Consider the following 12939-nt stretch of genomic DNA (forward strand, 5'->3'; position numbering starts at 1 on the left):
ACGGTAACGTTGGCCGCAGGGTGCTGGCACGGGTGACCAGCATTGTTCTAACGGATGGCATCCTTCAGCGATGCCACCAGACGGGTAAGCTGCTCTTTGGCAGTTTCGGGGGTCGCCGCTTCGATTTCCTGCACCAGACGGCTACCGACCACTACCGCATCCGCGGCGGTGGAGATGGCGCGCGCCGTTTCGGCATCGCGGATTCCGAAGCCGACACCGATCGGCACATCAATAAATTCTCTAAGGGCGGCAATTTTACGCGCTACGTCGTCAATGTCCAGATTTCCGGCACCGGTCACGCCTTTAAGTGACACATAGTAGACATAACCACGTGCCAGCGCGGCGATTTGCTTGACCCGCGCCATCGGCGTGGTCGGTGCAATCAGGAATACCGGATCCAGTTTGGCGGCGATCAGCGCTGCCGACAGCTCGGCCGCTTCTTCCGGCGGGCAGTCCACGGTCAGCACGCCGTCGACACCGGCGACGGCGGCTTCCTGCGCAAACACCTCGTAGCCCAGCACGTGTACCGGGTTGAGGTAGCCCATCAGCACCACCGGGGTCTGCTGGTTGCTGCGGCGGAATTCGCGCACCATGTCCAGCACGTTGCGCAGGCCGACCTTGTGCAGCAGCGCGCGCTCGCTGGCACGCTGGATCACCGGGCCGTCGGCCATCGGATCGGAGAACGGGATGCCCAGTTCGATCACGTCGGCACCACCCTCCACCAGACCGTGCATCAGGCTGACGGTCAGGCCGGGATCGGGATCGCCGGCGGTGATGAACGGGATCAGGGCTTTTTCGCCGGCGGCTTGCAGGCGGGTAAAGGTTTCAGCAATACGGCTCATCACGCGTTTCCTTGCAGCCGGCCTGACAATCAGTCAGGCCGGTATCATCGGGGAGCGGCAAAGGTTGGCCGCAGTGCGGCCAACCCTGGCCACCTTACAGGGTCAGGCCCATCAGACCGGCGACAGTGTTGATGTCCTTGTCACCACGGCCGGACAGGTTGACCAGAATGATCTGATCCTTGGCCATGGTCGGCGCGATCTTGGCAGCATAGGCCAGCGCGTGGCTGGATTCCAGCGCCGGGATGATGCCTTCCAGGTGGCAGCAGTCCTCGAACGCCTTCAGTGCCTCGTCGTCGTTGATGGCCACGTATTCGGCGCGACCGATGTCCTTCAGCAGGCTGTGCTCCGGGCCGACGCCCGGGTAGTCGAGGCCGGCGGACACCGAGTGGGTCTCGATGATCTGGCCGTTCTCGTCCTGCATCAGGTAGCTGCGGAAGCCGTGCAGCACGCCCGGCTTGCCTGCCGACAACGGTGCCGCGTGGCGGCCGGTGGCCACCCCGTCACCACCGGCTTCCACGCCGACCAGGCGCACGCCGTCCACCTCGACATAGGGATGGAAAATGCCGATGGCGTTGGAGCCGCCACCGACGCAGGCCACCACCATGTCCGGCTGGCGACCAACCATCTCCTGCATCTGCTCCTTGGCCTCGATGCCGATGATGCGCTGGAAGTCGCGCACCAGCATCGGGTACGGATGCGGGCCGGCGGCGGTGCCGAGGATGTAGAAGGTGCTGTCGATATTGGTCACCCAGTCGCGCATCGCCTCGTTGAGCGCATCCTTCAGCGTCTTGGAGCCGGACTCCACCGGCACCACGGTGGCGCCGAGCAGCTTCATGCGGAACACGTTCGGCGCCTGGCGCTTCACGTCTTCCGAGCCCATGTACACCACGCACTCCATGCCGTAGCGGGCGGCGACGGTGGCCGAGGCCACGCCGTGCTGGCCGGCGCCGGTCTCGGCGATCACGCGCTTCTTGCCCATGCGCCGCGCCAGCAGCGCCTGGCCGATGGTGTTGTTGACCTTGTGCGCACCGGTGTGATTGAGGTCTTCGCGCTTGAAGTAGATCTGCGCGCCGCCGAGCTGCTCCGACCAGCGCTTGGCGTGGTAGATCGGGCTCGGGCGGCCGACAAAGTGTTTCAGTTCGTAGTGATATTCCTGCCAGAACGCCGGATCAGCCTTGGCACGGGCATACTCGGCATTCAGCTCGTCCAGTGCTGCCATCAATGTTTCCGCTACATAGACACCGCCGTACGGGCCGAAGTGACCGCGTGCATCGGGGAAGTCATAACTGCTCATGGAATGCTCCTGATGGTTTGATGATGGTAGCGGCACGCGGTGGCGCGCCGTGTTAATTCTGTGCCGCCCGCACCGCGGCGACGAAATCCGCCACCCGCTGCGGGCTCTTGATGCCCTTGCCGGCCTCGACACCGCTGGAGACATCGACCGCCGCCGGGCGTACGCGACGCACGGCATCGGCAACATTGTGCTCGTCCAGGCCACCGGACAGGATCAGCGGCAAGGGCAGCTGCGCCGGGATCAGCGTCCAGTCGAAGGTCTTGCCGGTGCCGCCGTGCGCGCCCTCGACAAAGGCATCGGTCAGCAGGCCGCGCGCGTCATGGTACTGTGCGGCCAACGTTTGCAGATCGGTACCCGGCTGCACCCGCACCGCTTTCAGGTACGGACGGTGGAAGCTGCGGCAGAACGCCGGCGATTCTTCACCGTGGAACTGCAGCACGTCGATGGCACACTGCGCCAGCACGGCTTCGATTTCCTCGCGCGTGGCGTTGACGAACAGCGCCACCACGGTCACGAACGGCGGCAGCGCGGCGATGATGGCCTGCGCCTGCGCGATGCCGACGTGGCGCGGGCTTTTGTCGTAGAACACCAAGCCGATGGCGTCGATGCCAAGGTTGGCCGCAGCTACCGCATCCTCGACACGGGTAAAGCCACAGACTTTGATACGAACGCTCATCTTATCTCCACAGGGTCAGGCGCGCGGCCTGGGCCTGCGACGGCAGTTCGAACTGCGCCGGGTAGCCGACACCGGTCAGGTACAGGCCATCGGGCATGAAGGTCGGCGGCGCCTTGGTACGGTCCGTCGCCGCCAGCAAGGCCGCCATGCCGGCAGTATCGAGCTTGCCCCTGCCGACATACAGCAGCGCGCCGACGATATTGCGCACCATGTGGTGCAGGAAGGCGTCGGCGGTGAGGTCGAAGCGCAGCAGGCCGTCGACTTCGCTGATGTCCAGCTGCTGCAGGTCTTTCAGCGGCGACTTGGCCTGGCACTCCGCCGCGCGGAAGCTGGAAAAATCGTGTCGCCCCAGCAGTACCGCCGCCGCCGCGCGCATCGCGGCCACGTCCAGCGGCTGGTGGTACCAGCCGACGCGGCCGGCGGTCAGCCCGGGGCGCACCGGGTGCGTCAGCAGGAAATAACGGTAAGAGCGGGAAAACGCGGAAAAGCGCGCATGAAATTCGTCACTGACTTCCCGCGCCCACACCACGGCGATCTCGGGTGGCAGGTGGGCATTGACGCCTCGCACCCAGGCATTGAGCGGGCGGATGGCATCACTGTCAAAGTGCACTACCTGCATCAGCGCATGCACGCCGGCATCGGTACGGCCGGCGGCGAGGGTCGTCACCGGATGGCCGGCAATGCGCGACAGCGCCTGGTTCAGTTTGTCCTGCACGGTGTTACCACCGGGTTGCGTCTGCCAGCCGGAAAACGCACGGCCGTCATACTCCACACCCAACGCAACTCTCATTGTCCCACTTTCACGAGTAAGCCGGACAACAGCAACAGCAGCAACAAGGCCAACGTGTCACGCATGGTCCACGGCGAAAAGCCTAACTTTACCTCATCCGTCGGGGCTTGTGTCAGTTGCGCCGCCAGCGCCGTACGCCACGCCGCCAGGCTCAGCGCCGGTGGATGCTGCAACCAGTGCTCGGCATAAAACAGCGTCAGCCCCAGCCGCAGCAGCACGCGCTCCAGCGGCAGGCCGAGCCGCGCCAACGGCTGCAGCAGCCACGCCAGCGCCTGCAGCATGCCCTGCTGCCCCAATTGCAGCCAGACGCAGCGCAGGCTCGCCATCAGCAACAGCAGCCGCAACTGCTGCTGCAGTGCCAGGGTCAGCCCCTGCCGCGACGGCGACCACGTGGCGGCGAGCAGCGCATCACCCGGCACCGACCAGGCGGTAACCAGCAGCAGGGTCAGCAGCAGCCAGCGCATGCGCCGCAACGCCAGGCACAGCTGGCGCCATAACAGGGGGAGGCAGAACAGGAACAACAGGGAAAGCGCCGGCCAGGACCAGGTTTGCAGCACCAGCGCCAGCAGCAACCACGCTACCAGCGCCAGCGCGGGATGGCCGCGCACGATCAGGAACCGTCCACCGCTTCTTTGGGCGCTTCCAGCAGCCCGGCATCACGCAGCAGGGTATCGGCCATCTCGCTGTCACCCATCTCGCGATACAGCTGCGCCAGCTCGGCAATCGCCGCCTGCTCCGACAGCTCACCGGCCACCGATACCGGCTGCCGGTCATTGGCGGCGAAGTCGGTGACACGGCGCGCTACCACCGGCTCAGGCGCCGCGAACTCAGGAAACTCCGGCTCCGGCGCCACTGGCGCCGACGGCGGCAGAGGCTCTGCAATCGCCGCAGCGGCCGCCGGCAACGGCACCTCGGGCGCCTCGACCTCGGCCGGCGCGGATGCCAGCACCACGGGCTCGCTCATCGGGCGTTCGATGGCGCGATACAGCGGGTTGTCCGCGTCCAGCGTGGCGCCCAGCTGCTGCACCCGCGTCCACAGCCCACTCAGCGGACCGAACACCGCCAGCACATCCAGCGCCACCGCCTCGAACTCGCCGCGATTGCCCTGCGCGGCGATCAGATCGAGCAATTTGATGCGCAGATCCTCGCGCTCCGGCTCGGCGCGCAGGGCATTGCGCAGCAAACTCTCGGCCGCCTCGCTGCGGCCATAAGCCAGCAGCACGTCCGCCTCGGCCAGTACGTCGACCGTATCGAGCCGGATCTCCTCGGCCGGCGCGGGCGGCGGCACGAGCGCGGACGCTACCGCCACCACGGGCGGCGTCGCGGCCGGTGTCTGGCCGGTTTCCGCAGCGCTGTCCGCCGGTTTCTGCTTGCGGCGCCGTAGCAGCATCCACGCCAGCAGGCTGGCCACGGAAATACCGCCGACACCGGTCAGCACCCATTCCGTCAAGCGGCCATCAAGAAACGCCGCTTCGCTGTCCGACAACGGCGGCATGGCCGGTGCGGCACTGACCGCCACCGCGGGCGCCGGGCTGGCCTCCAGCCGGCTGATTTCCGCTTCCAGCCATTTCATTCGCTGCTGCGCCGCCTTCAACTGCTGGCCGATCTGCTCGGACGGCACCGCCGCTGCGACTGACGGCGCAGAGGCGCCCGGGACCGGCGGCGCGACTGAAGCCGGAGGTGTCGCCGCAGCCTTGGCCGGGGCGGTCACCGACGAGTCGTGCGTGCTGGCAGTGGGCGCCGACTTGTGTTCCGGGAACACCAGCCAGGCACCGGCAAACAACAGGTCGCGGTCACCGCCGGCAAAGGCCTGCGGGTTGCGTGCCAGCACCGCAGCCATCCAGGACTGCCGCGCCGCCGGGGCGTAGCGCTGCGCCAGCCGATTAAGGCTGTCCCCCGCCTTGACGCGATAGCCGTCCACCGGCAGCGCCTGCGCCGACGGGGCTACGTGCTTGCGATAGCGCTGGCCGGCCTTCGGCACGGCAACACTGAAACGGCGCACCACCTCGGCCTCGCCCAGCCGGGCCTGTAATTCAAAACCGATGCGGCTGCTGGTCACCAACTGAGGATGATGCAACCGCAAGAACTGACGCCCGCCACGGCTGCGCAGCGCAAAGCGTACCGCTTGCGCATCGCCCAGCCCGTGCAGCGCCGCCAGCTGGAACTGGCTGGCGTGATCGGCCGCCGGCCAGTCGCCCAGCAGCTCGACTTCCATGCGCAGCGGCAGCCCGCGTACCGACAGCAAACGCCCAGCACCGAAGGCGGGCGTGGCAGCACCAGTGATGAAACTCGGTTTTTCCGCCGGCAAGGCACTGTGCGGCGAAGGTTTCTTGTCGGGCGTCACCGGCCACTGCCCGGACGCCGGCAGGTGGTATTCGCGAATGGCACGGCCGGAAGGCCATGACAGCTCAAGGGCAAAATGCAGGCCCTGTTCACGGGGCAGCACCGGCCCGGACAAGGTAATCAGGTAGCGGCCGGGCGACACCTCGCTGGTGCGGATCGCCAGCTGGCGCACCGCTTCGGCGTAAGGCCCCAGCATCGGATAACGCTCCAGCGACGCCAGCGACGCCGTCGGCGCGCTGAGCCCGGCCTCCGGCTCGACCGCCACCTCGGCATAAAACGCCTCGTCGGCTACCGACAGCACCCGCAGCGCGCCGAGGCCGGCCCAGGCCGGCAACACCGCGCAGGCGGTCAGCAGGCCGGCCAGCACCGGGCGCAGGGCAAAACGTGGGTGACTAGCGTTGGTTTTCATCGGCGAAGGCCAGCGCTGGCATCAAAGCGAGGACAGCAGGTTGGCGGCTTCCTGCTTCAGCGAACCGCCAGCCTCGGCCACCAGCTCTTCCAGCACTTCGCGCGCGCCATCCTTGTCCCCCATGTCCAGATAGACACGTGCCAGATCCAGCTTGGTCGACAGCGGATCGTCCGACACCGACATGCCTTCGGTGCTGACTGCCGGCGTTTCCGCGCCCAGGCTGTCCAGACCGAAGTCGAAATCGACGCTATTGGCATCCGGCTCGGCTGCGGCCAACGTTTCCAGCGGACTCGCGGTGTTCACCGGCTCGTCCAGCTGGAAATCGAAGTCCAGCATGTGCTTGTTCTCCTCCGGCTCCGGTTCGGGCGGTGCCGGTTCCGCCACCACCTGCTCGGCGCTGGCCAGCAGGCTTTCGATATCCAGCTCCGGCGCCAGCGCCTTGGGTGGCGCATCCACGGCGAACGGATCGTCGCCGAGCAGGGCCGCACGCAGTGGATCATCATCCACGGCCGGCGCGACCGGTTCTGCCACTGCCGCAGCGGCGGCCGGTATACTACCCATCAGTTCGTTGTCGAGGTCGATGTCCATAGGTGACGCAGTGAAGGCACTGTCGGCCACCGCCTCGCCGGCGACGGCAACACCGCCATACAGGGCATTGGCGGGATCGATGCCGCGACCCAGTTTGGCGATCTTGTCCCACAGCGTGCCCTGCCCGTCCAGCGCGTCGTGCAGCGCTCTGGCGTGCGGTTCGAAGGCGACCCGATCCTGGCGTGACGCGTAGATTTCCAGCAGCTTGGCGCGCACCTCGTGCAGGGTCGGGTCTTTCGCCAGTGCTTCTTTCAGGATTTCCTCGGCCTGCTGGTCGCGGCCGTAGGCGAGGTAGACCTCGGCTTCGGCGATCGGGTCGACATCGCCGGCCTCGGCGCCGCCGGTACCGCTACGGGTGAAGTCGGTGAGGAAGGTATTGCCGGCGGTCATCGGCTCGGTATTGGGCTGGTGCAGCGACTGCTTGCGCAGGGTGCTGGCCACGCCAGCGTGGCCCGAACCCGCGGCACGACGGCGGCGCAGCATGATGATGGCCGCCAACCCCAGCAAGACCGCGGCCAGCGCACCGCCAATCAGCGGCAGATAGGCCATGATCTGGTCCAGCAACGGCTCGCCGCGCTCCTCGGCGGCCGGTGCCGGTTGCGGCGACGCCGCCGCCTGCAGCGCATTGAGGCGTTTTTCCAGTTCGGTGATTTTTTGTTGCGCCTGCTGCAGTTGCAGCGCCTGTTCGGAGACCACGGCGGAGGCGTCAACCGCTGGCGCCGAGGCGGGAGCGGTCACAGGCTCCAGCTTCACCAGCTGTTCCGTAGGGGCAGCCGGTTTGGCGGGTGCCACTGCCGGCGCCACAGCCGCTGCGGCGGCAACGGGTGCTGCCGCAGTAAGCTGCGGGGCACGATCGGCGGCGAGAAGGCTGTTGCTGCGCTCACGCCCGAGGGCACGGATTTGTGACAGTGGCGGCACCTTCAGGCGGGCACCGGCACGCAACTGGTCGGGATTGCCGGCGACGAAGGCTTGCGGATTGGCCTCCAGCAGTGCAGCCATCACCTGGCGCAGCGAAACATTGGGCAGCGCCAATGACGCCGCCAGCTGGTGCAGGGTCTGCCCCGAGCGCACGCTGATACGGTCCGGCGGCGCACGATTGACGATTTCGCGCGCGGCACGCGGCGGAGACGGTAGCCTTGGCGCCGGTGCCAGCCGCTCGCTCGGCGGACGGGCCGCAACCGGTGCCGGTGCCGGATTGGCCGGCAACGCATAATCGACCGGATCCAGCAGCACGGTATATTCGCGCACCGAACGGCTGCTCGGCATTTTCGCTTCCACCACAAAGCGCAGATAAGGCTCGCTGATCGGCGCCAGCGACGTGACCCGGATATACGGCCGGCCGTTGGCACGCTGGGCCAGCGTGAAGCGCAAGCTGCTCAGCAGCGGCGCGTAATCGACTTTCAACTCGCGAAAGGTATCCAGGGTGGCCAGGCCAACCCGCTGCACATCGCCATCCGAGCTGCTCAGCTCGATTTCGGCACGCAACGGTTCGCCAAGATTGGACTTGACGACGACCCCCCCCAAACCCGCCCAGGCTGCAGAAGAAAATGCCACTGACAGCATTAATACGCTCAGTTTTTTCTTGGCCAGCATTCTTTTTTGCTACCTTTCGGTGTGTTGTTTTGCTCTAGCGCCGTTGCCGCTCATTTATCCACCATTTGCATAAGCGTGGTGACGGCCGATTTTTAAACCGGTCTGATAAATCTTGCAAGCGAATAGCCAAATCAGTATAGCGACATAGTACCTTGAGATTCCGGCTCAGGCAAAATAGCCACGCTTCATCAGGGCTGCGGCCAGCGCCACGCAAGGCTCTGCGGCACCGGCGCGGACATTGTCGGCCGCCAGCCAGAACGACACGGTACCACCCGCCGTCTGCCGCACGCGGCTGACCCAGACCGCCTCGTTGCCGGACGCTTCCAGTGGTGTGACATATGGCAGTTCGCCACGCGGATCGTCAACGATTTGCAGACCGCCGGCGGCCAGCAGTTCGCGCGCCTTGTCCGCATTCAACGGGTCGCGGGTCTGCAGTGTCACCGCCCAGCCGTGACCGAAGAAGACCGGCACCCGCACGCAGCTGGCTTCGACCCGCAGCTGTGGCTCGGCCAGCACCTTGTGCAGCTCGTCGACCAGCGACTGTTCTTCTTCGCTGCTGCCCTGCTCGTCGACGTCGCCGATCAGCGGCAGCACGTTGAAGGAGATGCGCTTCTGGTAGACCTCCAGCTCGATGTCACGGGCGCCAAACAGCGCGGTGGTCTGGTTGGCCAGCTCTTCCAGTGCGGCGCGGCCGGTACCGGAGACCGACTGGTAGCTGGCGATGGTGACCCGCTCCAGACCGCTGGCCTGCAGTGCGGCCAACGCCTTGGCGACCGGTGTCACAGTACAGTTCGGCACCGCCAGCAGCAGGCCTTCGCCGAGATCATCCAGCGCGGCGTCGTTGATGCCGGGCACCACCAGCGGCACGTCCTCGGACAGCCGGTATACCGAACTGAAGTCGATCACGGCACAACCGGCGTTGCGTGCTTCCGGCACGAAGCGGCGCGACAGTTCACTGCCGCCGACAAAGATCGCCAGCGAGGCATTGGCAAAGTCAAAGTCATCCACCGTGGCCACATCCAGCTCGAGATTGCCCAGCGACACGGTTTCGCCGTCCTTTTCCGCCACATCCAGCGCAAACACGCGGCCGATCGGCAATGCACGTTCGGCCAGCAATTCAAGCACGGCCTCGCCAACCAGCGAGGTGGCACCAACAACAGCAATACGCAGGGTTTCAGACATTCTTTATCCAGTTCTAGAAAACGAAAAGGGCGCCGTTGGCGCCCTTGGCTAACAGTATCGCACTATTTTAGCGTTCAATCAGGATCCGCAACATACGGCGCAGCGGTTCGGCCGCACCCCACAGCAGCTGATCGCCGATCACGAAGGCCGACAGGTACTCGCCGCCCATGTTCAGCTTGCGCACGCGACCGACGCCGATCTGCAGACCGCCGGTGATGGCGGCTGGTGTCAATTCCTTGACGGTGATGTCGCGGTCGTTCGGCACCCACTTCACCCAGTCGTTGCCGGACTTGATGATGGCCTCGATCTCTTCCAGCGGCAGGTCTTTTTTCAGCTTCACGGTCAGCGCCAGGCTATGGCAGCGCATGGCGCCGATGCGCACGCACAGGCCGTCGACCGGGATGATCTCCGTATTGCCGAGGATCTTGTTGACCTCGGCCTGGCCCTTCCACTCTTCCTTGGACTGGCCGTTGTCGAGCTGCTTGTCGATCCACGGGATCAGGCCGCCGGCGAGTGGCGCGCCGAAGAACTCGGTCGGTACGTCTTCACGGATGGTGGCGGCAACCTTGCGGTCGATGTCGAGGATGGCGGACGATGGCGTGGCCAGCTCGTCGGCCACCGCGGCGTGCACCACGCCCATGCCCTTCAGCAGTTCGCGCATGTGGTTGGCACCGCCGCCGGAGGCCGCCTGGTAGGTCATCGAGGACACCCACTCTACCAAGCCTTCGCGGAACAGCCCGCCCATACCCATCAGCATGATGGAGTTGGTGCAGTTGCCGCCGATGAAATCCTTGACGCCATTGGCGAGGCCGGCTTCGATCACGTTGTTGTTGACCGGGTCGAGCACGATGATGGCGTTGTCTTCCATGCGCAGCGTGGAGGCGGCGTCGATCCAGTAGCCGTTCCAGCCGGCGGCGCGCAGCTTGGCGTACACCTCGGTGGTGTAGTCACCGCCCTGGCAGGTGACGATGGCGTCCATCGCCTTCAGCTCGTCGATATTGCGCGCGTCTTTCAGCGGCGGTACGTCGCGGCCAACGTTGGGGGCGGTACCACCGACATTGGAGGTCGTGAAAAACACCGGTTCGTCGATAACGGCAAAATCATTCTCTTCCAGCATGCGCTGCATCAGCACGGAACCGACCATGCCGCGCCAGCCAACAAAACCTACTCGCACGATAATTCTCCTGAATGTCTTGGGTGTTTGAAACTGTCTCGCCAGCCATCTCTTGACAGACCGGCTTTATGTAGTGATCAGCCCCATTGTGCAGGGCAACAGCGGCACGCACAATGGGGCTGACGTTTTTTATTCAAACAACATTAAAGATGCAAATTACAAGGCCGCAACCACCGCATTGCCCATGCCGGAGCAGCTGACTTTCTCGCAACCGGTCTCGAAGATATCGGCGGTGCGATAGCCCTGCGCCAGCACCGTTTTCACCGCGTTTTCCACGCGCTGGGCGGCGGCTTCCTGGTTGAAGGTGTAGCGCAGCATCATCGCCGCCGACAGGATGGTGGCCAGCGGGTTGGCCAGGTCCTTGCCAGCGATGTCCGGCGCCGAGCCGTGGCTAGGCTCGTACAGGCCCTTGTTGTTCTGGTCCAGCGACGCCGACGGCAGCATGCCGATGGAGCCGGTGAGCATCGAGGCCTCGTCGGACAGGATGTCGCCGAAGATGTTGCCGGTCACCATCACGTCGAACTGCTTCGGGTTGCGCACCAGCTGCATCGCGGCGTTGTCGACGTACATGTGCGACAACTCCACCTGCGGGTACTCGCGCGCCACGTCGATCATGATTTCTTTCCAGAACTCGGTGGTCTCCAGCACGTTGGCCTTGTCCACCGAGCACAGCTTCTTGCCGCGCTTCATCGCGATGCCGAAGGCGACGTGGGCGATGCGGCGGATTTCGCCCTCGCTGTAGCGCATGGTGTTGTACGCCTCGCGCTCGCCCAGCTCGTTGACGGCGATGCCGCGCGGCTGGCCGAAGTAGATGTCACCGGTCAGTTCGCGCACGATCATGATGTCGAGGCCGGACACCACTTCCGGCTTCAGCGTCGACGCGTTGGCCAGCTCCGGGTACAGGATCGCCGGACGCAGGTTGGCGAACAGGTTGAGATCCTTGCGGATCGCCAGCAGGCCACGTTCCGGACGCAGCGCGCGCTCCAGGTTGTCGTACTGCGGACCGCCGACGGCGCCGAGCAGCACCGCGTCGGCATCGCGACACAGGTTCTGCGTGAACGACGGGTAGGGATGGCCGAACTCGTCGTAGGCGGCGCCACCCAGCGGCGCCTGCTCCATCTCGATCGGCAGGCCGTCGCTGCGCAACACTTCCAGCACGCGCTGCGCCTGGGCAATGATTTCCGGACCGATGCCGTCACCTGGCAAGACTGCAATTTTCATGATCTTTATCCCGTAGCGTGGAGGACAAGGTTGGCCGCATTGCGGCCAACCTTGGATAGTGGGTTCAGGCAAACAGCCACGGCTGCGCCGCGCGGTGCTTGCTTTCAAAAGCCTTGATCTCGGCTTCGTGCTTCAACGTCAGGCCGATCTCGTCCAGACCGCCGAGCAGGCAATGCTTGCGATGCTCGGTGATGTCGAAGGCAAACACCTTGCCGGACGGCGTGGTGATGGTCTGCGTCGGCAGATCCACCTGCAGCGTATAGCCTTCGGCCGCTTCGCACTCGCGGAACAGCTGGTCGACCACTTCCGCCGGCTGCACGATGGGCAACAGGCCGTTCTTGTAGCAGTTGTTGAAGAAGATGTCGGCAAACGACGGCGCAATCACCACGCGGAAGCCCTGGTCTTCCAGTGCCCACGGCGCGTGCTCACGCGAAGAGCCGCAACCGAAGTTCTCCCGCGCCAGCAGTACTTGCGCACCGGCGTAGCGTGGGAAGTTGAGCACGAAGTCCGGGTTCAGCGGCCGCTGGCTGTTGTCCATGCCCGGCTCGCCGTGATCGAGGTAGCGCCATTCGTCGAACAGGTTGGGACCGAAGCCGGAACGCTTGATCGACTTCAGGAATTGCTTGGGAATGATGGCGTCGGTATCGACGTTGGCGCGGTCCAGCGGGCACACGAGGCCGTCAAGGGTGGTAAATGCCTTCATTGTGCTGCCCTTTCGATGGCGGAACCTGCGTTTCTGAGATCCTGGCCGACACCGGCCACGGTATTGCATCCGGTGACTGCCGCCAGCAAGGCCAGCGCAGTCAGAAGTCGCATTGTCATGTCTG

12 protein-coding genes are annotated in these 12939 nt (G+C 65.2%); all 12 read right to left on the bottom strand.

From position 1 onward, the window contains the following. Positions 1–47: 47 nt before the first annotated feature. On the bottom strand, positions 48–842 hold the full coding sequence (gene trpA, locus ACG97_RS09530) for a tryptophan synthase subunit alpha (protein ID WP_047967123.1): 795 nt from the start codon (positions 840–842) through the stop codon (positions 48–50). A 94-nt stretch (positions 843–936) separates the two neighbouring features. After that, the gene (gene trpB / locus ACG97_RS09535; protein WP_047967124.1) at positions 937–2136 is read right to left on the bottom strand and encodes a tryptophan synthase subunit beta; all 1200 of its coding nucleotides are present in this window, start codon (positions 2134–2136) and stop codon (positions 937–939) included. Between the two features lie 52 nt (positions 2137–2188). Then, positions 2189–2812: a phosphoribosylanthranilate isomerase gene (locus ACG97_RS09540; protein ID WP_047967125.1), complete on the bottom strand. Its 624-nt coding sequence runs from the start codon at positions 2810–2812 to the stop codon at positions 2189–2191. 1 nt (position 2813) lies between these two features. Further along, positions 2814–3602, bottom strand: coding sequence for a tRNA pseudouridine(38-40) synthase TruA (truA, locus tag ACG97_RS09545; protein WP_047967126.1), 789 nt, complete (start codon positions 3600–3602; stop codon positions 2814–2816). Next, entirely contained in the window at positions 3599–4210 is a 612-nt protein-coding gene (locus tag ACG97_RS09550; RefSeq protein WP_053068122.1) for a hypothetical protein, read from the bottom strand. Before ACG97_RS09550 ends, truA begins: the two co-directional genes overlap by 4 nt. Before the next feature lie 2 nt (positions 4211–4212). Further along, positions 4213–6354, bottom strand: a complete 2142-nt coding sequence (locus tag ACG97_RS09555; protein WP_047967127.1) for a FimV family protein — start codon at positions 6352–6354, stop codon at positions 4213–4215. A gap of 21 nt (positions 6355–6375) precedes the next feature. Beyond that, a complete protein-coding gene (locus tag ACG97_RS09560) occupies positions 6376–8505 on the bottom strand; it encodes a FimV/HubP family polar landmark protein (protein WP_162199004.1) in 2130 nt (709 codons plus the stop codon). A 195-nt stretch (positions 8506–8700) separates the two neighbouring features. Then, on the bottom strand, positions 8701–9717 hold the full coding sequence (locus ACG97_RS09565) for an aspartate-semialdehyde dehydrogenase (protein ID WP_047967129.1): 1017 nt from the start codon (positions 9715–9717) through the stop codon (positions 8701–8703). Positions 9718–9784: 67 nt separating this feature from the next. Next, positions 9785–10891: an aspartate-semialdehyde dehydrogenase gene (gene asd, locus ACG97_RS09570; protein WP_202902735.1), complete on the bottom strand. Its 1107-nt coding sequence runs from the start codon at positions 10889–10891 to the stop codon at positions 9785–9787. 156 nt (positions 10892–11047) lie between these two features. Beyond that, positions 11048–12112 carry a 3-isopropylmalate dehydrogenase gene (leuB, locus tag ACG97_RS09575; protein WP_047967131.1) on the bottom strand — a complete coding sequence of 355 codons (1065 nt, stop codon included), beginning with the start codon at positions 12110–12112 and terminating at the stop codon, positions 11048–11050. A 64-nt stretch (positions 12113–12176) separates the two neighbouring features. Then, positions 12177–12815 carry a 3-isopropylmalate dehydratase small subunit gene (leuD, locus tag ACG97_RS09580; RefSeq protein ID WP_047967132.1) on the bottom strand — a complete coding sequence of 213 codons (639 nt, stop codon included), beginning with the start codon at positions 12813–12815 and terminating at the stop codon, positions 12177–12179. Then, positions 12812–12934, bottom strand: a complete 123-nt coding sequence (locus ACG97_RS17265) for an entericidin A/B family lipoprotein (RefSeq protein WP_082133711.1) — start codon at positions 12932–12934, stop codon at positions 12812–12814. The genes leuD and ACG97_RS17265 overlap by 4 nt, the downstream gene beginning before the upstream one ends. Positions 12935–12939: the final 5 nt, after the last annotated feature.

Origin of the sequence: Vogesella sp. EB, from assembly GCF_001037925.1 — a bacterium.
GTDB classification, from domain to species: Bacteria; Pseudomonadota; Gammaproteobacteria; order Burkholderiales; family Chromobacteriaceae; genus Vogesella; species Vogesella indigofera.

Coding starts and splice junctions, on each gene's coding strand:
- ACG97_RS09565 (WP_047967129.1), bottom strand. CDS start 9,717: ATGTCTGAAACCCTGCGTATTGCTGTTGTTGGTGCCACCTCGCTGGTT.
- leuD (WP_047967132.1), bottom strand. CDS start 12,815: ATGAAGGCATTTACCACCCTTGACGGCCTCGTGTGCCCGCTGGACCGC.
- ACG97_RS17265 (WP_082133711.1), bottom strand. CDS start 12,934: ATGACAATGCGACTTCTGACTGCGCTGGCCTTGCTGGCGGCAGTCACC.
- ACG97_RS09555 (WP_047967127.1), bottom strand. CDS start 6,354: ATGAAAACCAACGCTAGTCACCCACGTTTTGCCCTGCGCCCGGTGCTG.
- ACG97_RS09560 (WP_162199004.1), bottom strand. CDS start 8,505: ATGCTGTCAGTGGCATTTTCTTCTGCAGCCTGGGCGGGTTTGGGGGGG.
- trpA (WP_047967123.1), bottom strand. CDS start 842: ATGAGCCGTATTGCTGAAACCTTTACCCGCCTGCAAGCCGCCGGCGAA.
- leuB (WP_047967131.1), bottom strand. CDS start 12,112: ATGAAAATTGCAGTCTTGCCAGGTGACGGCATCGGTCCGGAAATCATT.
- truA (WP_047967126.1), bottom strand. CDS start 3,602: ATGAGAGTTGCGTTGGGTGTGGAGTATGACGGCCGTGCGTTTTCCGGC.
- ACG97_RS09540 (WP_047967125.1), bottom strand. CDS start 2,812: ATGAGCGTTCGTATCAAAGTCTGTGGCTTTACCCGTGTCGAGGATGCG.
- trpB (WP_047967124.1), bottom strand. CDS start 2,136: ATGAGCAGTTATGACTTCCCCGATGCACGCGGTCACTTCGGCCCGTAC.